This is a genomic window from Marinibacterium sp. SX1 (assembly GCF_050389775.1).
Taxonomy (GTDB): domain Bacteria; phylum Pseudomonadota; class Alphaproteobacteria; order Rhodobacterales; family Rhodobacteraceae; genus Marinibacterium.
The window spans coordinates 156,612-178,543 of the sequence record NZ_CP177144.1; the positions used below are offsets into that span (position 1 = coordinate 156,612).

Sequence of the window (21,932 nt, forward strand, 5' to 3'; positions counted from 1 at the left end):
ATATTGGGAGGACATCATGCTCAAAACCGTTGAAGATCAGCTGCTTGATAACCGCTGGGACGCGGCCCAAGCGGCCGGCAAATCCGAATCGGAGCTGCTGCTCTACCGGTCGAACATCCTTGGCTCCGACAAGCGGGTGACAAACTATGGCGGGGGCAACACCTCGGCCAAGGTGATGGAAAAGGACCCGCTGACCGGCGACGAGGTCGAGGTGCTCTGGGTCAAGGGATCGGGCGGCGATATCGGCTCGATCAAGATGGACGGCTTCGCGACGCTCTACATGGACAAGCTGGAGGCCCTGAAGGGGCTCTATCGCGGGGTGGAGTTCGAGGACGAGATGGTCGGCTACCTGCCCCATTGCACGTTCAACCTGAACTCGCGCGCGGCCTCGATCGACACGCCGCTGCATGCCTATGTGCCGCGCAAGCATGTCGACCACGTGCATGCCGATGCGATCATCGCCATCGCGGCATCGAAGAATTCCAAGGAGCTGACGGCCGAGATCTTTGGCGACAAGATCGGCTGGCTGCCCTGGAAGAAACCGGGCTACGAGCTGGGCCTGTGGCTGAACAAGTTCTGCGTGGAAAACCCCGATGCCGATGGTGTCGTGCTGGAAAGCCATGGGCTGTTCACCTGGGGTGACACGGCCAAGGAATGCTATGACATGACGATCGACGTCATCAACCAGGCAACCGAATGGCTGGCCGAGAAATCGGCTTCGGTCGCGGCCTTCGGCGGCGCGAAATTCGAGGCGCTGGCCCCCGATGCGCGGCGCGAGGTGGCGGCCCAGCTGATGCCGGCGATCCGGGGTTTCGTCTCGGGCAACCAGCACATGGTCGGCCATTTCAACGACAGCGACGCGGTGCTGGAATTCGTGAACGCGGTGGACATGGAGCCGCTGGCGGCTCTGGGCACCTCCTGCCCCGACCATTTCCTGCGTACCAAGATCCGGCCACTGGTGGTGGAATTCGATCCGACCAAGGGCAACCTCGACGAGGTGCTGGAGGGTCTGCCGGCGCAGATCGCGGCCTATCGCGATGATTACGCGGCCTATTACGAACGCTGCAAGCATGACAATTCCCCGGCCATCCGCGACCCCAACGCGGTGGTCTACCTGGTGCCGGGCGTGGGCATGATCACCTTTGCCAAGGACAAGGCCACGGCGCGGATCTCGGGCGAGTTCTATGTCAACGCGATCAACGTGATGCGCGGGGCGTCCTCGGTCAGCGAATATGTCGGCCTGCCCGAGCAGGAGGCCTTTGACATCGAATACTGGCTTCTGGAAGAGGCCAAGCTGCAGCGCATGCCCAAGCCGAAATCGCTGGCCGGGCGCATTGCCCTGGTCACCGGCGGGGCGGGCGGCATCGGGTCGGCCACGGCCGAGCGTTACCTGTCCGAAGGCGCCTGCGTGATGCTGGCCGACATCAACGGCGACAGCCTGGACGCCACGACGGCCAACCTGGAACAGCGCTTCGGCAAGGATGTCGTGCGCGGCGTCATCATGAACGTGACCGACGAGGCGGCCGTGGCCGCGGCCTTTGCCGAAACGGCGGTGGAATTCGGGGGCGTGGACATCCTGGTGTCGAACGCCGGCATTGCCTCGTCGGCCCCGGTCGAAGAGACCTCGCTGGAGCTGTGGAACAAGAACATGGACATCCTGTCCACGGGCTATTTCCTGGTCAGCCGCGAGGCGTTCAAGCTGATGCGCAAGCAGGATGTCGGCGGGGCGGTGATCTTTGTCGCCTCCAAGAACGGGCTGGCAGCTTCGCCCAATGCCTCGGCCTATTGCACGGCCAAGGCCTCGGAAATCCACCTGGCCCGCTGCCTGGCGCTGGAAGGGGCCGAGGCGGGCATCCGGGTGAACGTGGTGAACCCCGACGCGGTGCTGCGCGGGTCGAAGATCTGGGAAGGCGAATGGCTGGACCAGCGGGCGTCGACCTATGGCACCGACAAGGACGGGCTGGAAGAGATGTACCGCAAGCGGTCGATGCTCAAGCGGTCGGTCCTGCCCGAGGATATCGCGGAGGCGGCCTATTTCTTTGCCGCCGACACCTCGGCCAAGTCGACGGGCAACATCCTGAACGTGGATGCGGGCAACGTGCAGGCCTTCACGCGCTGATTGCCGGGGCGGCGGGATAAATCCCGCCCTACGGAACCGACAGGCGTAGGGCGGGGCTTGCCCCGCCGCGCCGCAAGGGGAGAGGAACATGAGCAGCACTTACGACAGCGCGAAACAGGCCTTTGCCGATTGGGGCGTCGACACCGACGCAGCCATCGACCGGCTGAAGGACATCGCCATTTCCATGCATTGCTGGCAGGGCGATGACGTGGTGGGTTTCGAGACGAAAACCGGCTCGTCGGGCGGCGGTATCCAGGCCACGGGCAACCACCCCGGCCGGGCCCGCACGCCCGACGAGCTGCGCGCCGACCTGGATTTCGCCTATGCGATGATCCCGGGCAAGCACCGGCTGAACCTGCACGCTATGTACATGGACACCGATGCCACGCCTGACCGGGACGAGATCGAATATGCCCATTTCGCGCCCTGGGTCGATTGGGCCAGGGCCAGCGGCATCGGGCTGGATTTCAACCCGACGTTCTTTGCCCATGCCAAGGCCGACGACAACCTGACGCTGGCCCATCCCGACGCCGGCATCCGCGATTTCTGGATCGAGCACGGGCGGCGCTGCCGCGAGATCGCGGCGCAGATGGGCGCGGCGCTGGGGAGCCCGGCAGTCAACAATATCTGGGTGCCCGACGGGTTCAAGGACACGCCGGTCGACCGCATGGCCGCGCGCAGGCGGCTGGAGGCCTCGCTCGACGCGATGTTTGCAGACCCGCTCGACAAGGCGCAGATGCTGGATGCCGTCGAAAGCAAGCTCTTCGGCATCGGGGTCGAGGCCTGCACCGTGGGCAGCCATGAATTCTACATGGGCTATGCCATCCGCAAGGGCACTCTGCTCTGCCTCGACATGGGCCATTTCCACCCCACCGAGAACATCGCCGACAAGCTTTCTTCGGTCGCGTTGTCACTCGACGAGATCCTGCTGCATGTCTCGCGCCCGATGCGCTGGGACAGCGACCATGTGATCCTGCTGAACGACGACATCCTGGCCATGGCGCAGGAGCTGGTCAGCGCCGACCTGCTGGGGCGCACCCATATCGGGCTGGATTTCTTCGATGCCACGATCAGCCGGACAGCGGCCTGGGTCATCGGCGTGCGCAACATGCAAAAGGCCCTGCTGCGCGCGCTCTGCCTGCCGCTGGATCAGCTGCGCAAGGCCGAGGATGCGATGGATTTCACCACCCGCTTCACCGTGACAGAAGAGCTGAAGGACCTGCCCCACGGGGTGATCTGGGCGGAATTCTGCGCCCGGATGGACGTGCCCACGGGTCGCAGCCTGATCGGTGAACTCGACAGCTACCAGGCATCCGTTTCCTCCCGCGGGTGACCTGGCAACGCGGGGCCAGCGGGCCCACCCCTGCCCCGCAACGGCGCGTCCCCCGGGGCGCGCCTTTTTCTTGGCTTTTACCCCATGCTGCGGATTGCGCCCCCCTGGCAGGCCGCTGAAAAAGGTCTGATGAGCACGCCTCTCGCCTCGCTCATCAGACCCCGGTGCACCGCCTTTTCACCAGATAGACGAGAGATTCTGAAAATTGACGCGTTTTCGCGTCAAAACTCCTTCGCTTGGAGTTTTTCGGCGGCCTGCTGGCGCTGAACGCCGCGTCCCGGCCCATCTGTCCGGGCTTCATGTCCTGAGCACTATGGTCTGGGACCGGCCTCCTGGCACGGTGCACCTGTCCCGGCACCCCGGCCCATGTCCGGCCAGGCATGCCCTGGCCGTGCGCCCCCCCGGTCCTGAATGCGACGTCCTGACCGCCATGACCTTGGCCCGTCGTCTTGCCATCGTGTCCCGACCCTCCTGACACGGCACCCTTGTCCCGAATGCCACGCCCAAGGCCAGGCGTCCTGCCCCCGCGGCCCAGCCCCAATGTCCCGGCCCCATGACAGGCCGGCCACCGGGCAGAGCGGCTCACGATCCGGCGCGGTAGCTCAGGAACTGCTTGAACACCTGGTGCACGCCCTCGGCCCCGCCGGCCAGCACCAGCGCCGTGACCGACAGCTCGACCGACAGCATCCAGCCGGTGAATTCGGTCATGAACAGCGTCTTGACCAGGTTCACCCCGCCCACGGCCAGCACGCTGGCCAGCAGCAGCGACACCGACAGCGCCGCCCGGGTCTTGAGCGCGGTCAGCGACCGCTTGCGCGCGGCGGAGATGCGCACGGCCTCGATGCTCTTGCCCGTCTCGGCATTCAGCGCCTGGGCCGCATCGTTGAGCTGGGCGCTGGTCGCGCCCGACACCTCGGCCGTGGCCTCGGTCAGGGTTTCCAGCGCCTCGGCCGCTGCGGCGGTGCGCGCGCGGGATTCCAGCAGGCTGATCGACATGTCGCGCTCGGCCGGGCCGAAGGCGATGACCATGGCCACCTCGACGGCCCGTTCGATCAGGGCGGCCAGCAGGACAATGGCCCCGATGGCCTGGGCCACGGCCTCGGGCGTGATGTTGCGCACCATGGCCGGGGCGGTGTCGGTGCCATCGCCCGCCGCCACCGACAACAGGATCACGACCGAGGCCAGCACCCCGAAGGTGACAAGTACCGATGCCCCCGAACGGGGCGGCCGATCAGGCGGTGCCATGTCGCTCATCTCAGGTTTCCTCCTCCTGGCCGAGCGCCTCGATATCGGCCCAGGTCAGCGCCCGGGGCCCGACCGAGGCCAGCTTCTGCTTGATGTCGACCGGGCCGAGCCCGGCGGGGATGGTCTGGCTGCTGAAGCCCAGCGAGATCAGCCCGGCGGCCAGCGCCACGGCCGCCGAGGTGCCGTTGAAAGCCGAGAAGTTCGACGCGAAATCCAGCAGCGCATTGACCGGCACGTCGTCCTCTTCGCCGGTCTGCACCCAGGCGTCTTCGTAAGGCGACAGCGAATAGCCGAAGGGCCCCGGCGGATCGGTGGCCAGGATCATTTCCTGGGCCATGATCTGGTCATCGGCCACCAGCGGGTTCTTGGCCCAGTCGCGCGGGCGCAGCGAGGGATCCTGGCGATAGCGGTCGCGCCGGCGGATCGCGCGGTTGTAGACCTCGGCATCGCCCGAGAAGGCAAAGATCGACACGCCGGTCGTCGGGGAATAGCTGGCCGGTTCGTCGTTGCTGGTCATCGCGCCGACGGCAAAGATGCCGTTGTCGGCCTCGTCCAGCGAGGCCGGAAAGCTGATCACGTCGCGCGTGTTGCCCGCGGCACAGAAGATCGGCACGGTCTGGGACAGGTCCAGCAGGTGGGTCTTGAGCGCCGTCCACAGCCCGTCGTCGCCGACCAGCTCGACCATCGCATCCTCGTCGACAACTTCGGCAGGGCCCATCACCCCGGGCGGCACGGGCATTGCCACCGACATGACGATCAGGTCCGGGTCCAGCAGCTTGGCGGCTTCCAGCGCGGTCAGGAATTCATGCGGCGCGGTCAGGGCGGTGAAACCGATGGAATAGATCTCGGCCGTGGGATCGGCCCCGGAATAGGGTAGATCGGCCTCGATCACCTCGGCGCCGCCGGGGCTCTTGGTGGCGCGCAGCCCGTCGGGGCCCAGGTCGATCTGGCCGCCGCCGGTCGCACCATCCTCGCCCTCGTCGTCATCCGGCGTGCCCGGGGTGACAACCGGGCCTTCGATGTCCTGGCCGAAGACGCCGAGCAGGGTGTCGTTCTTGGTTTCGGGCCGGGCGAACAGGGCCGAGGTCACCGGCCGAGCGGCCATGATGCCGGCCATGGCCGTGCCGTGGCTGGCAAAGTTGCGCAGGCTGGCATTGCGGATGATGTCGTCCAGGTCACCGACCCAGGGGTCGGCCGGCACGGTCCGGGCCTTGTCGGCCAGCGTGGCCGCGGCGTGATTGATCATGCTCAGCTTTTCCGACAGCGTGTCGGCAAACAGGATCAGGCTGAGATCGGGCGTGTCGGTCGTCACGTCCACCGGCGTGGTATTGGCCAGCGCCCCGGCCAGGTTGGGGTGATCCTTGGCCACCGGCGTGTCGACCAGCACGATGCGCGTGGGCCGGGCACCCGGCTCGTCCAGCCGCTGGCGGGCGGCCTGCCAGGCCGGCACCGGCGTGCCATCGACGATCAGCGATTCAAGGTCCAGCCCCGAGGCATAAAGATGCCACAGCCCGTGGTAGCGGGGGTAATAGCCGATATGGGGCGGAATGCTCTTGTAGGTCATCTGGTTGCTCCCTCTGCGCCCTGTCTCAGCGCCATTCCTGGGCCATGTCCTGCAGCCGGTCGCCCAGCACCCATTCGAGCGTCGGCATGAACAGCTGGGCCAGCTGCAACCCGGCCAGGGTGTCGCTGCGGTAATGCACCCCGGCCCATTCCCGGTTCACCGCCACGCGCTGCGCCCGCATGAACAGGCCCGGGTTGCTGGCGTTGTCCGGAACGGCCCGGGCAAAGGCCAGGGCCACGGAAAACGACTGGAAGGAATGGTTGGACGGATAGGACGAATGGGTCGGCGTCGGGATGAACGGCCGCAGCGTGGGCAGGACCTGGATCGGCCGGGCCCGGTTGAACAGGTGCTTGTAGCGCAGGCCGACCTCTTCGCAGACCGCCAGGATCGACAGGAAGGCATCGACCGTCGCCGGCACATCATCGGCGCCCAGCACGCCCAGCGGTTCCAGGTAGGCCGTCAGGTCCAGCCCGACTTCCTTCTCGATCTCGTCCCGGCGCGCCGCCTCGGCCGACGTATAGAGCCTGTCGCTGAGCAGCTTCAGCTCCCAGGCCTCGGCCAGTGTCTTTTCCTCGTCGGGCGGCGGCATCAGGGGCAGGTCGCGCCAGGTATTGGCCTGGTGCAGCTTCTGGCGCAGCTCCCAGGGCGCCAGCAGGCCGGGCGAATAGTCGAAAACCCCTTCGTCCCCTCGATTGCCCCGGTTCCCGCGATTGCCCCGGTTGCCCCGGTTGCCCCGATTTCCGCGGTTGCCCCGATTGCCCCGGTTGGAAAATCCGCCCCGCCCGGCCGGGCCGCCCATGTTCTTGTCGACCGTGCCGGTCAGGAAGGCACTGGCCCGGGCGACCGGGGCGGCGGCCAGGGCCTCGGGCCCCGCGCCCGTCACCTCGACCCCTTCGGGCACCGGCGCGGCTTCGGCCTCGGGCGCCGGTTCGGGCGTGTCGCGATAGACCAGGGTCACCTGGCTGTCCTGCACGGCAAGGGCGCTGCGCCTGAGCGTCTCGGTCTGGGGATCTGTCATCTGGGTCAATGCTCCTTTGCGGGACGTCCGCTTGTCGGGTCGGCAGTCAGGTCAGGTCAGGCCGGCCAGCCGCAACCCACGCAGCAGCACATCCTGCGCATGGGGCGGGAACCGGGCCATGAAACGTTCCTCGATCATGGCCAGCGAAATATCGGGCCGCAGCGTTTTCATCTGGCCGACCAGCGCCTCGGCCGCCGGCAGGTCGCCGGCCAGGGCCACGGCCGCCGCCGCATGGCAGCAGGCCGACAGGTAGGCCCCGTTGCGCCGCAGCGCCCGCAGGCCGTAATAGGCCGCCGCCGCCGTGTCGCCGGTGGCCAGGCAGGTCATGCAATAGGTTGTCTCGAAAATCCCGATCAGCGGGCTGGCATAGCCGAACTTCAGTGCCTGTTCGGCCGCCCCCCGGGCCCGTTCGAAATCGCCATGGCGGAAATAGCTGATCGCCAGGTTGTCCCAGACCAGCGCCACCTCGGGCCCGGCATGCACCGCCTCGTGCATCAGGTTGAAGGCCTGCGGCCGGTCGGCGGCAATGAAATCAAGCCCGTAGCCCGCCAGGCTCAGCTCGACGGGGTTCAGCTCGCGGCCTTGGTAGACGGTATCGGCCGCGCCCAGGGCCAGGGTCAGCTGGGCATCGCTGGGTTCGCCATCGTCGAGGCTTTCGCCCAGGATGAAGGTTTCCAGGAAACTGCGGATCGCCGGGCTGCCGGTGCCCTCGGCCTCGATCTGCTGGGCCAGGCCCGCGCGCAGGGCCAGCCGTTCATCCTGGCCGGCCAGGTACATCGCGCTGATCTCGGTCACCAGCCCGGTCATGCCCAGGTCGACGCCGATGGGCTTCTGGCGCACGATGGCATCAACCGCCCGGTCGACCACGTGGACCAGCCCCTCGCTGGCCAGCGCCCGGCCCAGGTCGGCGGGCATGCGCACCTCGGCCACCTGGCTGCTTTGCAGGCTGTCGCGCCGGTGCAGGCGCAGACCGACCAGCCATTCGCCGGTCAGCTCGGCCACCGAAACCTCAAGCCGGATGTCGGCCCTGTCCTCGGCCCGGTCGACCGGAATGGCCACGCCGCTGCGCTCGGCGGCCTCGGTCACCTGGTCCAGCAGCAGCCGGCCCAGGATGCGCCCGGGTTCAGAGCCGGCCAGAACGTCCAGGTGGCCGACGGTCAGCCGCACCCGCGGTTCGATCCGCAACATGCCGTCCGAGCGCCGCAACACCGGCCCGCCGCCGGCCACGAACCCCGAGGAAAACCCCCGCGACGGGGCCGCTGCACCATTGCCAGCCAGCGCCGTCCGCTCGCGGACCGGCTCGGCCTCTTCCTCTTCTTCGTCCCAGCTTTCGGCCTGGCGCCCGGCCCAGGCCGCGCGTTCCTGGCGCAGCCAGCTTTCCAGCCCCTCGCTGTCGCGCAGGGGTACGTCCAGCCCTTCCAGCAATTCTCCGGTGACCGGGGTATCTTCGTTATCGACGTCGCGCTCGAACATGGCCGGTTCCAGAGCCACGACATGGTCGTCGACGACCAGCAGTCCGGGCGCATGGCGATCGAGGTCGCGGCGCAGCTTGAACAGGGCCGCCCGCAACGAGCTTTGCGCCTTTTTCGGCGTGCTCGACGGCCAGAACAGGGTCATCAGCCGGGTGCGCGACAGCCTGGCCTGCGGAGACAGGGCGACTATCGCCAGAATCGCCTGTCGGGCGGGACTGGTCGGGGTAATATCACGCCCACCGGGCCCGATCATGCGAAAGGGCCCGATCAGAGAAATACGCGTTTTCCCAGATACCTCGGCTAAGGCCCTCTCTCCCCGATCCGCTAAAGCACCACACCACTCCAAATCAATAAAACGCGGACCAATTGGGACCGTTACCGGCCATTCTGTCAAGAACGACCCAGCCCATGCGAATTGGTCCGGCATGACCTGGCAATTCGACACGTGCTGCATTATCGGCTTTCCCCCATCATTTCAATTTCGCTCGTCGTAGTGAAACGTCCCCAAACCTATGATCGTGCAGAAAATTCCTGTTGGTTGAGCGCCCACCAGGCATCTCGCGCCATACCTTCGTCGCCACCGTCAACCTTGAGTTGCACAAATCTCTGCCCAGCCGATTCGGTGCGGTTCAGGTCGATTCGCGTGCCATCGAAATCACGCAGGCTCATGGCCACGCTGTCAGGGCAGGCCAGCATGCGGTCCATCAGGAAGCGCACGGCAATCCGTTCGCCCAGCCGCAGGCTGTCGTAATAGTCGGTATAGTAGTGCACCCCGGCGAAATTCCGGCCGATGGCGATATTTGCGGCCAGCTTGTTCAACTCGCCTTCGACGGTCAGGTCGGGCGGATCGGAATGGATGCAGAAAGGCGAGCCGCCGGCCATCTGGCCATGGGCGACCGACGGAAAGACCCGGCCATTGGGGTTTTCGCAATCCAGTTTCGGGCGCAGGTCGCCGGCGCTGTCGTCATAGAGATCGAACAGGGCCTTCAGAAGCGTCGTGCAGGCCCCGGCGACGATGGCATGGTTGGCGCCATAGGCCGGATGCATCGGCGCGCCCTCGGGATAAGCCATGGGCAGCAGGTAATTGGCCGCCGGATCGGGCGTGAAATCGGCGGGATCGGGGGTGATGGCATACCGCCGGTCGTCCAGCCGGTCGTTCAGCAGGGCATTGCGCACGGCAATCCAGTCGAGGATGCAGCGGGTGTCGGGATTGCCCCCTCCGGTCACGCCCAGCTCGTCCAGCATGGTGCCAAAAGGCCCGGCGGCATTGCCCAGGGCCGCGGGATCGGCCGCGGCCAGTGTCAGCATGGCGGCCAGCCGTTCGGGCCGGGCGCGGCGGTGCACGTGGAACTTCTGGCGGCGCACGGCCTGCAGGGCGCGTTGCGACAGCGCGGCCATCAGGCCCAGAACGTCCGGCCCGCCGGTGCCGGCCAGTCCGCGCCCCCATTCGGCCAGCCCGTCGGGCCGGTCGGCCCCGGGCAGGCCGGGATCGCCCGGCAGGCCTGCATCCAGCATCATCAGCCCGGCACAGACATGGGCCTGGTAGGGCTGGTCGTCATGCACCAGCCGGGCCAGGTCGCGCGGGGTGGTGACCGGCCGGCGGCGGCTTTCGCTTTCGCCCAGGCCACAGAGGTTTTCGCCGTTCTGCACCACGCGCCAGGCCGCCCAGCCGGTCATGTGGTCGACCCCGGCCCGGGCCGGCCGGATCGCCAACGAGATTTCCTGGGCGCCAAAGGCCACCCGTCCGCCGGTCGAGGCGCCCATCAGGAATTGCGAGACATAAGGCCCGGTGACACAGCCCGGCGACGAGCCGCGGAACAGCGTCTCGACGGTCAGCCGGGTGCCCGGGCCGGAGGCGGTGCGGAACCGGGCCGACCGCCGGCGCTTTTCATGGTTGGTCAGCCGCCCGCCCGGCGCACCGCCCGACAGGCTGGACACCGGGTCGCCCTTGCCGAACCAGCCCAGGGCGTTCAGCCCGTCCAGCAGATCACGCACCGCCGCGGGCTGGCCGTTCTTGGTATAGACCAGCTTGCGGCCGTCTTCATGCGGATCGACATGGGTCAGCAGCGAGCTGGGTTCGGACAATTCGAGGAACGTCATGTCGCGGACCAGGGCCATGGCATACAGCTCGGCGATCTCGGCGGTCAGCTCGCTTTCGCCCAGCTTGGGTGCCGGGGCCATGCCCGGCAAGCCCGCATCACCGCCCGGGCCTTCGGCCCAGGGGCCGTCCATCCGCCGATATCCCGGCGCCGCGCCCCCGGCCCGCGCCCTCTGGCCGCCGTCGGCCCCGGCCGTACCGGCCCGCGCATCGGGCGGAACCCCATCGGCCATCGCCGCTTCCAGCGCGGCGAAATCGGCCGGATCGACCAGCCCGCGCCCGTCGTGATCCAGCCCCTTGGTGTGGGCCATCGGCCGCCGGTCATAGGCCGCGTTGTCGCCATTGTCGCGGGTCACGCCCGGCGTGGTCCGCCCCCCGACGACCGACAGGCGCCCGGGCCGGCGCCGGCCCCTGGCAATGTCGTAGGGAATGAACTTCGTCCCGGTCTGCCCGGTCTCCGCCGGGCCCGTGGCCCGGTCGGTGCTTTCGTCGTCCGCTGCGCTGTCGTCGGACCGCTCCGGCGGATCCCCCATCGTCTGCATCGCGACCTCCCTAGGCGTCGACCTTCTTGAGCCGCGCCAGGAATTCGCAGACCTGGTCAAAGCTGCGGAACATGCGCAGTTCGGATGTCGTCACATCGCGGATATCGGGGAACGTGCCCGGCTCGTTGATCACCGACCGCAGGCAGGCATGATCGTCGCCCGCGTTCAGCAGGGTGGTCACCGCCGAGGTGAAGCGCCGGCCCGGGTCGATCAGCCCGGCCTTGTCCAGCGCCTTGTCCAGCCGGCTCCAGACCTCGACGATATCGGCCACGTCGGGCCGGCGCACCTCGGGCGGCCGCGTGGGGCCGGAATTGGGACGCTGGGGGCTGCGATCGGGCGCATCGCGCGGATCGCTGATCGGGCTGGGATCTGACCAGCCCTGCCCCCAGCTGCCGGACCAGGGCGCTGGGAAAGACGCCGGCATAGGTCCGGGGGTGTGGGCAGGCCAGGGGAAGGGCCCACCCCACACGGGAAGCGGATCGGAACCGTCCAGGCGCGGGTCCGACATCTCGGCCCATGACCGGGTGTCGGCGCGCTGGCTGGCCAGGTCGTCAAAGCCGGCCGGTTCCAGGTCGAGCCGGTCCATCACCGTGCCCATGTCACAGGCAATGGCATGTTCCTGGTCGGGTCCGGGCGCGGTTTCACCGGCAAAATGCAGGCCCACGGCGTTCTGCGAACTGTCGACCCAGCAGGCCCCGGAATCGCCAGCCGCGGACAGCTCTTCGTCATGCGGGTTGCCTTCCAGCAGCGAGACCAGCTTGAAGCCGCGGATGTCGCGATGTTCGATCTCGCCGGGCCGGACCTCGTAGTTCACCCGGTACATGCCGATGCCGTCGACCACGGCCGTGGTCACCCCGGTTGTCCGCCCCGACTTGCTCAGCACCTCGCCCAGCCGGGCCGTGCGGGTGCCGGCGATCTCGGTGAAGCTGCCCAGTTGCAGCGGCACCCAGGGCAGCGCGCCGGTCAGGAAGGCCACCGCCGCATCACCGTCGGTGTCCAGCATCCAGCGGTCCAGCCGCGCGATCTCGTCCTGGGCCGGCTGGCCGCCGTCGATGCGGCCGGGATGCAGGATGGGATCGCCGGGGTTGGCCCGCGGGCCGGCCAGCACATGCCAGTTCGACAACAGCCCGGCCCGCCCGGTCCGGCGGTCCTTGACGATGACCCCCACGGTGCCCACCTCGCCGTCCAGCCGGCTGCAGGACATGCCGCCCATCAGGAAGGGGAACCGCCCGCGGCGGCGGCTGTCGGACATGCGCGCGGCCTCGGGAATGCGATAGACGCCTTCGACCACGTCGACCGGGATGCCCAGGATCTCGCGGGGGAAGACCGCCGCCGCATCAAGCTCGGTCTCGGGCTGCTTGCGTGTCACGTGCAGCCGGATCGCCGCTTCGTCCACGGGTCGACCGGCCTTCCAGACACGGCCGATGTCGATGGCCGTCAGGTTCTGGCGATCCGCGAAGCGCCGCAGCGCTTCCTGGTAGGCTTCATTCAGCTTTTCCGGTGTCGGTACAGGCCGTTTACCCATGTCGATTTCCCCGCTCTCAGGCGATTGTCCCCGGCGCCGCCGCCGTTGCCGGCGCCTTGTTTCTTTGCCCGGGCGGGCGCCCTGCCGATGTGGCCTGGCCGGTCCCCCCGAGCTCAGGTTAACAATGGTTTACGCCGCGTTATCGCTGCGTTATCGGGGCGTAACGCTTTGTTTTAAATGAATCTTAAGGAATCTCGAATCGCACCGGTGTGATTCGTCTTTCCCAAACGGAAACGGGCGGCTCGTCAAAGCCGCCCGTTTCATCGCTCTTTGGTGCCCCCGGGGGGCCGAAACGGCCCTATTCGGCCGCCGCCGCCACGCCCGCATCGGCCAGCGTCAGGGCCACGACCTCTTCGGCAGTTTTCAGATCCGCAAAGATCGCACCCATCGACAGCAGGGTGGCGTTGTGCTCCTCGTCGGTCAGCGCGGCGTTGCCATCGGTGACGAAGACGATGTTGTAGCCCATCTGCATCGCGTCGCGGGCCGTGCTTTCGCAGCAGCAATTGGTCAGCGTCCCGGTGATGATCATCGTGTCGATGCCCCGGGCCTTCAGCGCGGCATCCATCCCGCAGGTCCCGGGGATCATCCCCGAGAACCGGGTCTTGTCGAAAACCAGGTCGTCCGGCCGCACGTCCAGCCCGGGGTACAGCGCATGCATCTCGGCCCCGGCGGCAAAGGCAGCCTCTTGCTGGGCGCGCCGTTCGGGGGACATGTAATTTCGGAAAAACACGTCCCAGGCCAGCGGCTCGGCCGGGTCATAGGTGTAGCGCAGAAAGGCATTCACCCCGCCCGACCGGCGCACGGCGTCCGAGATGGCATTGACGTTGGCAATGATCTCGCGGGCGACGGGCACCTCGATCGGCGCGCCGGGGGCGACAAAGCCGTTTTGCAAGTCAACAATGACATGGGCCGTGCGGCGCATGTCCAGCCGGTCGAACAGGCGGGCGCGGCCGTGGGACAGGATGGCCCGGTCGCGGATATACTGGGGAACGTGGACGGCATGCATGGCCGGTCTCCTTTCAGGGGGATGGCCCGGGTCGGGCGCTGCCTGAAATTCGACAACACAATATTTGTATTTTCAAGTTGATTCGTGTGAGCAGCCTTGCTGCGCGGGCTGATCGGCCCTATCCGGCGTCGCCCCGGTACAGCTGAATGACGTGAATCCGCGCATCTTCGAGATGTTCGCGGAGCTCGCGGCGCAGCCGTTCGGCATCCCGCGCGCGCAGGGCCTCGATCAGCGGGTCATGGGACCGGGCGATTTCGCGCGGATCGTCATAGACCCGACCCAGCAGCGCGATCCCCGCCCGCAATTGCAGGGCAATCTGGTCGAACATCCGCACGATGCGCATGTTGCCCCCCAGCACGCAGAGCATGCGGTGAAAGGCGTAATCCTGTTCGACCTGCTCCTTCAGCTGGCCTTCGTCGACCAGCCGTTTCATCCGCTCGACCTGGGCGGCCAGCCGGTCGAAATCGGCCTCGGTCATGCGGGCCACGGCGGCGCTGGCCGCGTGCAGTTCGAGGCATTCGCGCAGGTCGTAGATGTCGTCCAGCTCGTCGGCGTCATAGGCATGCACAAAGAACCCCCGCCGCGGGTGGGTCACGATCAGGCCCTGGCTTTCCAGCAGGCGCAGGGCCTCGCGCACCGGCGCCCGGGACGTGCCCAGCTCGCGGGCCAGCCGGGCCTCGCCGACCTTTTCGCCCGGGCGCAGCCGGCCGTCGCCGATGGCCTTGAGCACCTGGTCGGCGATCCGGCTGGCCAGATCGGTCGATTCCAGCTCGGAAAACAGCGGTCCTTCGTCATTCATCATGCGCGGGCGTGCCCCCCTCGTGACGCGGCCCTGGCCCGACACCTGACCCAGCGGAAACCCGCCGATCGGGGGCCACCGGTCAAGGCCGTCAACACAGCCGCATTTTTCATCATCACGTTCCCACATCTTCGAAACTGCGGAAAGTCTACAATGAAGATTGTCGACAGATTTCGAATCTTGCGTCACTACTTGCCTCGACAATCAGCGAACGGGGCCGCCCCCGGCCCCCGAACGGAGACTTTCATGACCCTGCAAGAGCCCATCCGCACCAGCCTGCCCCCCGAACGGGTGGAACTGGCCGCCGCCTACCGGCTGATCGCGGAATTCGGGATGGATGACAGCATCTTCACCCATATCTCGGCCAAGGCCCCGGCCGACGAAGGCGAGCATGCCTTCCTGATCAATCCCTACGGCCTGCGCTTTGACGAGGTCTCGGCCGGCAAGCTGGTCACGATCGACCTGGACGGCACCATCCTCAACGACCCCTATGGCGCGGGGATCAACAAGGCCGGGTTCACGATCCATTCGGCCGTGCATGCCGCCCGGCCCGACATCGCCTGCGTGCTGCATACCCATACCGTGGCCGGCGTGGCCGTGGCCTCGATGAAGGAAGGCCTGCTGCCGCTGAACCAATGGTCGGCGCCCTTCCACAACCGGCTGGCCTATCACGATTACGAAGGCATCGCGCTGAACCATGACGAACGCACGCGCATCGTCGAGGACCTGGGCGACAAGAAGGCCATGATCCTGCGCAACCACGGGCTGCTGACCTGCGGGTCCAGCGTGGGCGAGGCCTTTCGCATGATGATGGATCTCGACCGGGCCTGCCAGGCCCAGGTGGCGATCATGAGCTCGGGCCTGACACCCAACATCCTGTCCGACGAGCTGGCCGAATTCGTCGCGGCCCAGGAAGAAGGCTGGGCGGCCAACCACGATGCGGCCGGCAAGCCCGACACCGAATGGCAGGCCTACATGCGGCTGTGCAAGGCACGGCACCCGGATTTCGATCAATGACCGAGACCACCACGCCCGGCAGGCCGGCGCCCGACAGCGGCCCGGCGCCCAGCCCCGACCTTGCCGACACGACCGCGCCGATCCTCGTCGTGGCCCTGTCCGAGCCGTTCGACCTGGTGGCGAATTTCAAGGAAGATCAGGACCCTCGGGTCACCCTGGTGCGGCCCGACGAAGTCGAGGATCCGGGCGCCGTCACCTGCGCAATAGCGTGGCGCCCGGCAGCGGATGCTTTCGACCCGTATCCGAATATCAAGATGGTGTCGTCGATTGCCGCCGGGGTGGATAGTATCATGGATTGCCCGTCATTGCCATCGGGCGTGACGGTCACCCGCATCCGCGACGAGGAACAGGCCCGCATGATGGCCGGCTTCGCGGCCTGGCACGTGCTGCACCATCACCGGCGCATGGGCGATTACCTGGACAACCAGAAAGCCGCGCGCTGGGACCGCAGCTATCGGGCGCCGATGGCCTCGGAGGTCACCGTCGGCCTCCTGGGCTTTGGCCTGATGGGCCAGCACACGGCCCGGGCGCTGGTGGCCATGGGCTATCGCGTGCTGGCGGCCAGCCGGTCGGGCAATGCCGCGCTGGACGGGGTCGAGATCCTGTCGGGCCCGGGCGCCGTGGCCGCCGTCGCCGCCCGCGCCGACTACCTGGTCAACCTGCTGCCCCTGACCGACGAAACCCGCGACATCCTGGACGCCGCGCTGTTTGCCACGATGCCCGCGGGCGCGGTGCTGATCCAGCTGGGCCGGGGCGAGCACCTGGTCGAACCGGACCTGCTCGCCGCCCTCGACCGAGGCCATCTCGCCGCGGCCTCGCTGGATGTCTTCCGCGACGAGCCGCTGCCGGCCGACAGCCCGTTCTGGGCCCATCCCCGGGTCGTCGTCACCCCGCACAAGGCCTCTGACACCACCCGGTCGGAGATCCTGCGCCAGGTGGCCGAGAACTACGCCGCGCTGATCGCCGGCGAGACACCTCCGGGCGCGGTCGACCGCGACGCCGGATATTGAACCGAAGCAGAGAAAGCACGCCCATGACTGCCCCTACCCGCATCCTCACCAACGGCAAGATCTGGTGTGGCCTGTCCGAAGGCTTTGCCGAGGCCCTGGCCATCTCCGGCGACAAGATCCTGGCCGCAGGCACCGCGGACGAGATCGGGGCCATGGCCGGCCCCGACACCGAGATCACCGACCTTGGCGGCAAGCTGGCCACGCCCGGCCTGAACGACGCCCACCTGCACCTGCATTTCTACGGCATGAACCTGCGCCAGCTCGACCTGCGGCCCCATGCCGGGGTCACGACCGTCGAGAAGATCGTCGAAATGGTCAAGGAAGTGGCCGACAGCACCCCGCCGGGCACCTGGATCCTGGGCCGGGGCTATGACCACGACAAGATCGACGGCTTTCGCCACCCGCACAAGACCGATCTGGACTCCGTGGCGCCCGACCACCCGGTCCTGCTGACCCGGGCCTGCGGCCATACCTGCGTGGCCAACACCAAGGCGCTGGAGCTGGCCGGCATCGGCCACAACACGCCCGACCCGTTCGGCGGCAAGATCGGCCGCGACCCGGGCGAGCTGAACGGCCTTTTGTGGGAAAACGCCCGTTTCCCCGTGCAACAGGCCCAACCCTCGCCCACGGCCGACGATTGGGCCGACGCGATCGAGGCGGCCTCGACCCAGCTGCTGAGCCTGGGCATCACCTCGGTCATGGACCCGGGCATCGGCCTGTCCAACGGCGAGCCCGAGCTGCGCGCCTACCAGATGGCGCACAAGGACGGCCGGCTGAAGGTGCGCGTGGCCGGCACGCTGATGGGCGACATGGAAAAGAACATCCTCGACATCGCCTATGCCGAAGGCCTGGTGACCGGCGTGGGCGACGACATGTTCCGCATCGGCCCGGTCAAGATCTTCACCGACGGATCGGCCGGGGCCGGCACGGCCTGGATGACCCAGCCCTATTACAACGACGAAACCAACTACGGCGTGCCCTGCCTGACGCCCGAACAATGTGACGAACTGGTCATGAAGGCCCACAAGATGGGCTACCAGATGGCGCCCCATGCCATCGGCGACGCGGCCATCGGCATGATGCTGGATTCCTACGAAAAGGCCTATGCCGCGATGCCCGACCCGGATCGCCGCCACCGCATCGAACATTGCGGCTGGCACACGCCGGAACAGCTGGAACGCATGAAGGCCATGAAGGTCATCCCCGCCGGCCAGCCCTCGTTCCTGTATTTCTTCGGCGAAGGCTATTTCATGTGCCTCGGGCCCGACCGGCCGCACCATTGCTATCCGTTCAAGACCTGGCTCGAAGAAGGTCTGCATCCCTCGGCCTCGACCGATTGCCCGGTCACCGATCCCGATCCGTTCCCCTGCCTCTACGCGCTGATCGCGCGCAAGACCGACAAGGGCAACGTGCTGGGCGACGGCCAGCAGCTGAGCGTGGCCCAGGCCCTGCACATGTATACCTACGAACCGGCCTACGGCGTGCATGACGAAGAGCGCAAGGGCCGCCTGATCCCCGGCCAGCTGGCCGACGTGGCGGTCTTTGACACCGATTTCTTCGAGATGGACGCGCCCGAGCGGATTCTGGACGCCCAATGCGTCCTGACGATCCGTGGCGGTGAAACCGTGTTCGAGCGGGCAGCCTGATGCTCCACGCGGTCGTCCAACGCCTGCTTCTTTCGATCCCGGTGCTCTTCGGGGTGATGCTGTTCGGCTTCCTGCTGATGCAGATCGTCCCGGGAGACCCGGCCCTTGTCGTCGCCGGCCCGTCGGCCACGCCAGACGTCGTTGCCGCCATCCGCGAGGAAATGGGGCTCGACAGGCCGGTTCTCGTGCAGTTCTGGGGCTATCTCGAACGCATGGCACAGGGCGACCTCGGGCGGTCGATGATTTCCAACAAGGCGGTGACCGAGGAACTGGCCACCGCCCTGATCCCCACGCTTGAGCTGATGATCGGCGCCATGGTGTGGTCGGTGCCCGTGGGCATCGCCATGGGCACCCTGGCGGCCGTGATGCGCGGGTCGATCGTGGACCGGACGATCATGGCCCTGTCGGTTGCGGGGGTCTCGCTGCCGATCTTCTTCATCTCGCTGGTGCTGATCCAGTGGCTGGGCGTGACCTATCCGATCTTCACCTTCATCGGCCGGCCCGGACCCTGGTACACGGCCGAAGGCTTTCGCGGGCTGTTCCTGCCGGCCTTCTCGCTGGGCCTGATCCTGATCGGCCCGGTGGCCCGCATGACCCGGTCCTCGGTGCTCGAAGTGCTCAAGCTGGACCACGTGCGCACCGCCCGGGCCAAGGGCCTGTCGGAAACCCGGGTGATCCTGGCCCATGGCCTGCGCAACGCCCTGATCCCCGTGATCACCCTGGTCGGCCTGCAGATCGGCTACCTGCTGGGCGGGGCCGTGGTGACCGAAACGATCTTTTCCTGGCCCGGCCTCGGCCGGCTGGCCGTGGGCGCCATCCTGTCGTCGGATTTCACCGTGGCCCAGGGCACGATCATGCTCTTTGCCCTGGGGTTCATCAGCGTGAACCTCATCGTCGACATCCTCTATTCCCTGCTTGATCCGAGGGTTCGCAAGTGACCATGACCACAGCCGCCGCCCCCGCCACGCCCGACGCCGACCCGGCCGACCAGGTCACCGCCCCGGCCCGGGCCCATTGGTTCCGCCGCCTGCTGCGCGACCGGGCCGCCGCCCTGGCCCTGCTGGTCCTGGCCCTGATCATCCTCGGCGCGATCTTTGCGCCGTGGCTGGCCACCCATGATCCGGCGCTCAACAGCCGGTCGATCATGACCCCGCCGATCTGGTCGGAACGGGGCGAGGCCGCCCACCTGCTGGGCACCGACGGCCAGGGCCGCGACATCTATTCCCGCCTGCTCTACGGCGCGCGGCTGACCCTGCTGATCGGCTTCCTGGCCGTCGGGCTGGGCGGTTTCCTGGGCTCGTTCGTCGGCCTGCTCTCGGCCTTCAACGAAAAGCTCGACCCGATCGTCATGCGCACGATGGACGTGCTGCTGTCCTTCCCGGCCATCCTGCTGGGCCTGGCCCTGGTCGCCGTCATGGGCCAGGGCGTCCTGCCCGTCGTCATCGCCCTGTCGGTCTCGTCGATCCCCGATTGCGCCCGCGTCGCCCGGGGCATTGCCATCGGCGTGATGAAACAGGAATTCATCGAAGCCGGCCGGGCCGTCGGCCTGTCGAACATCCAGCTGTTCCAGCGCTACCTGGTACGCAATGCCATCTCGTCGATCATGATCTTCATCTCGCTGCGCTTCGGCCAGACCATCCTGATCGGCGCCACCCTGTCGTTCCTCGGCCTGGGCGCCCGCCCGCCGGCCGCCGAGCTGGGCATGATGGCCAGCCAGGGCCGCGAGTTCCTGCTCTTTGCCCCCCATATCGCCGTCATCCCCTCGGTGCTGATCTTCGTCATCGTGCTGTCGGCCAATGTCGCCGGCGACGCCCTGCGCGACGTGCTCGATCCGCGCCTCCAGGCCTGACATTCCAACCCACCGGATAACAACAAGACCAACAACAACGACAACAAGACCACACTCATCCAACAAGGAGCTCCCACCCAGATGACGTCCCCTCTCAAGACCCGTGCCGGGATCGGCCTGGCCGCCGCGCTGACGATGGCCCTGCCCGCCGCCGCGCAGGAAATGACGATCATTCGCCTGCTCGACAGCAACCATTACGACCCGCCGCGCACGGCCGCTCTGGCCGGCTCCGAGGTCATCTTCATGCTGGCCGACACGCTGGTCGCCCTCGACGAGGACATGAAGACCATCCACCCGCTGCTGGCCACCAGCTGGGAGGTGTCGGATGATGCCCTGACCTACACGTTCCACCTGCGCGACGACGTGTCGTTCTGCGACGGCAAGAAGATGACCGCCGACGATGTCGTCTATTCGCTCAACCGCTGGAACGACCCCGAGACCAAATCGCCGGTCCGCTGGCGCATGGGCGACGTGAAATCGATCACCGCGCCCGATGCCACCACCGTGGTCTACGAGCTGAACGCGCCCCATTCGGAACTGCTCTACCAGCTGGCCCAGAGCTTTGGCTCGGTCATCGACAAGGAAACGGTCGAAGAGCTGGGCGACGATTTCGGCGTGACCGGCTTCAACGGCACCGGGCCGTTCTGCTGGGAAAGCTGGGCGCCGCGCGACAAGATGGTCATGACCCGCCACGAGGCCTATAACTGGGGCCCGCCGATGTACGAGAACACCGGCCCGGCCCAGGTCGAAAAGATGACCTTCCAGGTCGTGCCCGAAGCCGCGACCCGCACCGTGGCCATGCTGACCGGCCAGGGCGACGTGTCGCCCTACATCCCCTACATCGGCTGGGAAAAGCTGCGCCAGGCCCCGACCGTCGAGGTCATCCGCTCGGACGAGGCGTTCTTCACCAACTACATCGGGTTCAAGATCACCCGTGACCTGGTCAACGACATCAAGGTCCGCCAGGCCATCAACCTGGCCGTCAACCAGGAAGCCATGGCCGAAGACCTGTTCTTCGGCGAGGTCGAGCCGGCGTTCTCCTACCTGTCCTCCGGCGCGCTGGATTACGACGACAGCGAAGACGACAAGCTGCTGACCTATGACCCGGAAAAGGCCGCCGCCCTGCTGGACGAGGCCGGCTGGACGCTGAATTCCGACGGTGTGCGCGAGAAGGACGGCGTCGAACTGGCACCGCTGGCCATCACCTTCACCGGCGACTGGCAGCAGGTGGTCGAAGCCGTGCAGGCCGACCTTCTGAAGGTCGGCATCAAGATGCAGATCGAACCGATGGATGCCACCGTCTACTGGGGCAAGTCGGCCACCGACGATTTCGACATGTACGTCATGGGCTATCCCTACGTGTCGTCGGGTGACGGGCTCAACCTCTACTTCCGCTCGGAAAACATCCCGACCCCGAACCGGATGAACTATTCCGACCCGGAAACCGACGAGCTGCTGCTGGCCGGCTCGCAGGCGACCACCGACGCCGACCGCGCCGCGGCCTATGCCCAGGTGCTGCACAAGGTCCAGGGCGAGGCCATCTGGCTGCCGGTCTATCACCAGCCGATGCAGATCGCCCTGTCGAGCAAGGTCAAGCCCTTCGAGGCCCACAACATCTATGGCGTGGGCACCTACAAGGGCCTGCAGCTGGGCTTCAAGTAAGCCCGCCGCATCCCAGGCCAAAAGGGG

16 protein-coding genes are annotated in these 21,932 nt (G+C 67.1%); 8 read left to right on the top strand and 8 right to left on the bottom strand.

The annotated features are described in order from the left end of the window. The first annotated feature begins 16 nt into the window (after positions 1-16). Complete coding sequence (locus ACK3BB_RS00735; RefSeq protein ID WP_428926817.1) at positions 17-2,119, top strand: bifunctional rhamnulose-1-phosphate aldolase/short-chain dehydrogenase; 2,103 nt, start codon at positions 17-19, stop codon at positions 2,117-2,119. A gap of 88 nt (positions 2,120-2,207) precedes the next feature. Then, the gene (locus ACK3BB_RS00740; protein WP_428926818.1) at positions 2,208-3,452 is read left to right on the top strand and encodes an L-rhamnose isomerase; all 1,245 of its coding nucleotides are present in this window, start codon (positions 2,208-2,210) and stop codon (positions 3,450-3,452) included. 582 nt (positions 3,453-4,034) lie between these two features. On the opposite strand, the gene ACK3BB_RS00745 is transcribed toward ACK3BB_RS00740, so the two are convergent. The 8 genes from ACK3BB_RS00745 to ACK3BB_RS00780 all read right to left on the bottom strand — a co-directional run bounded on the left by ACK3BB_RS00745 (position 4,035) and on the right by ACK3BB_RS00780 (position 14,724). Then, positions 4,035-4,706 (bottom strand): hypothetical protein, encoded by a 672-nt coding sequence (locus ACK3BB_RS00745; RefSeq protein ID WP_428926819.1) that lies wholly within the window; start codon positions 4,704-4,706, stop codon positions 4,035-4,037. 1 nt (position 4,707) lies between these two features. Further along, positions 4,708-6,261 carry a hypothetical protein gene (locus ACK3BB_RS00750; protein ID WP_428926820.1) on the bottom strand — a complete coding sequence of 518 codons (1,554 nt, stop codon included), beginning with the start codon at positions 6,259-6,261 and terminating at the stop codon, positions 4,708-4,710. Between the two features lie 25 nt (positions 6,262-6,286). Further along, entirely contained in the window at positions 6,287-7,279 is a 993-nt protein-coding gene (locus ACK3BB_RS00755) for a phosphatase PAP2 family protein (RefSeq protein ID WP_428926821.1), read from the bottom strand. A 51-nt stretch (positions 7,280-7,330) separates the two neighbouring features. Next, the gene (locus ACK3BB_RS00760; protein WP_428926822.1) at positions 7,331-8,896 is read right to left on the bottom strand and encodes a hypothetical protein; all 1,566 of its coding nucleotides are present in this window, start codon (positions 8,894-8,896) and stop codon (positions 7,331-7,333) included. Between the two features lie 365 nt (positions 8,897-9,261). Beyond that, positions 9,262-11,391, bottom strand: coding sequence for a hypothetical protein (locus ACK3BB_RS00765; protein ID WP_428926823.1), 2,130 nt, complete (start codon positions 11,389-11,391; stop codon positions 9,262-9,264). A gap of 10 nt (positions 11,392-11,401) precedes the next feature. Continuing rightward, positions 11,402-12,916, bottom strand: coding sequence for a hypothetical protein (locus ACK3BB_RS00770; protein ID WP_428926824.1), 1,515 nt, complete (start codon positions 12,914-12,916; stop codon positions 11,402-11,404). A gap of 298 nt (positions 12,917-13,214) precedes the next feature. Then, on the bottom strand, positions 13,215-13,922 hold the full coding sequence (locus ACK3BB_RS00775; RefSeq protein ID WP_428926825.1) for a cysteine hydrolase family protein: 708 nt from the start codon (positions 13,920-13,922) through the stop codon (positions 13,215-13,217). A gap of 118 nt (positions 13,923-14,040) precedes the next feature. Next, complete coding sequence (locus tag ACK3BB_RS00780; protein ID WP_428926826.1) at positions 14,041-14,724, bottom strand: GntR family transcriptional regulator; 684 nt, start codon at positions 14,722-14,724, stop codon at positions 14,041-14,043. 243 nt (positions 14,725-14,967) lie between these two features. On the opposite strand from ACK3BB_RS00780, the gene ACK3BB_RS00785 reads away from it, so the two are divergent. The 6 genes from ACK3BB_RS00785 to ACK3BB_RS00810 all read left to right on the top strand — a co-directional run bounded on the left by ACK3BB_RS00785 (position 14,968) and on the right by ACK3BB_RS00810 (position 21,905). After that, positions 14,968-15,738 (top strand): class II aldolase/adducin family protein, encoded by a 771-nt coding sequence (locus ACK3BB_RS00785; protein ID WP_428926827.1) that lies wholly within the window; start codon positions 14,968-14,970, stop codon positions 15,736-15,738. Beyond that, entirely contained in the window at positions 15,735-16,748 is a 1,014-nt protein-coding gene (locus ACK3BB_RS00790; protein ID WP_428926828.1) for a 2-hydroxyacid dehydrogenase, read from the top strand. The genes ACK3BB_RS00785 and ACK3BB_RS00790 overlap by 4 nt, the downstream gene beginning before the upstream one ends. A gap of 23 nt (positions 16,749-16,771) precedes the next feature. Beyond that, positions 16,772-18,394 carry an amidohydrolase gene (locus tag ACK3BB_RS00795; RefSeq protein WP_428926829.1) on the top strand — a complete coding sequence of 541 codons (1,623 nt, stop codon included), beginning with the start codon at positions 16,772-16,774 and terminating at the stop codon, positions 18,392-18,394. Beyond that, on the top strand, positions 18,394-19,332 hold the full coding sequence (locus tag ACK3BB_RS00800) for an ABC transporter permease (protein ID WP_428926830.1): 939 nt from the start codon (positions 18,394-18,396) through the stop codon (positions 19,330-19,332). The genes ACK3BB_RS00795 and ACK3BB_RS00800 overlap by 1 nt, the downstream gene beginning before the upstream one ends. A 2-nt stretch (positions 19,333-19,334) precedes the next feature. Then, positions 19,335-20,243 (top strand): ABC transporter permease, encoded by a 909-nt coding sequence (locus tag ACK3BB_RS00805; RefSeq protein ID WP_428928795.1) that lies wholly within the window; start codon positions 19,335-19,337, stop codon positions 20,241-20,243. 81 nt (positions 20,244-20,324) lie between these two features. Continuing rightward, positions 20,325-21,905 carry an ABC transporter substrate-binding protein gene (locus ACK3BB_RS00810; protein WP_428926831.1) on the top strand — a complete coding sequence of 527 codons (1,581 nt, stop codon included), beginning with the start codon at positions 20,325-20,327 and terminating at the stop codon, positions 21,903-21,905. Positions 21,906-21,932 lie beyond the last annotated feature (27 nt).

Excerpts from the sequence above, each read along its gene's own strand:
- ACK3BB_RS00795 (WP_428926829.1), top strand. The coding sequence starts at position 16,772 with ATGACTGCCCCTACCCGCATCCTCACCAACGGCAAGATCTGGTGTGGC.
- ACK3BB_RS00790 (WP_428926828.1), top strand. The coding sequence starts at position 15,735 with ATGACCGAGACCACCACGCCCGGCAGGCCGGCGCCCGACAGCGGCCCG.
- ACK3BB_RS00780 (WP_428926826.1), bottom strand. The coding sequence starts at position 14,724 with ATGATGAATGACGAAGGACCGCTGTTTTCCGAGCTGGAATCGACCGAT.
- ACK3BB_RS00805 (WP_428928795.1), top strand. The coding sequence starts at position 19,335 with ATGACCACAGCCGCCGCCCCCGCCACGCCCGACGCCGACCCGGCCGAC.
- ACK3BB_RS00765 (WP_428926823.1), bottom strand. The coding sequence starts at position 11,391 with ATGCAGACGATGGGGGATCCGCCGGAGCGGTCCGACGACAGCGCAGCG.
- ACK3BB_RS00755 (WP_428926821.1), bottom strand. The coding sequence starts at position 7,279 with ATGACAGATCCCCAGACCGAGACGCTCAGGCGCAGCGCCCTTGCCGTG.
- ACK3BB_RS00800 (WP_428926830.1), top strand. The coding sequence starts at position 18,394 with ATGCTCCACGCGGTCGTCCAACGCCTGCTTCTTTCGATCCCGGTGCTC.
- ACK3BB_RS00740 (WP_428926818.1), top strand. The coding sequence starts at position 2,208 with ATGAGCAGCACTTACGACAGCGCGAAACAGGCCTTTGCCGATTGGGGC.
- ACK3BB_RS00775 (WP_428926825.1), bottom strand. The coding sequence starts at position 13,922 with ATGCATGCCGTCCACGTTCCCCAGTATATCCGCGACCGGGCCATCCTG.
- ACK3BB_RS00750 (WP_428926820.1), bottom strand. The coding sequence starts at position 6,261 with ATGACCTACAAGAGCATTCCGCCCCATATCGGCTATTACCCCCGCTAC.
- ACK3BB_RS00745 (WP_428926819.1), bottom strand. The coding sequence starts at position 4,706 with ATGAGCGACATGGCACCGCCTGATCGGCCGCCCCGTTCGGGGGCATCG.
- ACK3BB_RS00785 (WP_428926827.1), top strand. The coding sequence starts at position 14,968 with ATGACCCTGCAAGAGCCCATCCGCACCAGCCTGCCCCCCGAACGGGTG.
- ACK3BB_RS00760 (WP_428926822.1), bottom strand. The coding sequence starts at position 8,896 with ATGACCCTGTTCTGGCCGTCGAGCACGCCGAAAAAGGCGCAAAGCTCG.
- ACK3BB_RS00770 (WP_428926824.1), bottom strand. The coding sequence starts at position 12,916 with ATGGGTAAACGGCCTGTACCGACACCGGAAAAGCTGAATGAAGCCTAC.
- ACK3BB_RS00735 (WP_428926817.1), top strand. The coding sequence starts at position 17 with ATGCTCAAAACCGTTGAAGATCAGCTGCTTGATAACCGCTGGGACGCG.
- ACK3BB_RS00810 (WP_428926831.1), top strand. The coding sequence starts at position 20,325 with ATGACGTCCCCTCTCAAGACCCGTGCCGGGATCGGCCTGGCCGCCGCG.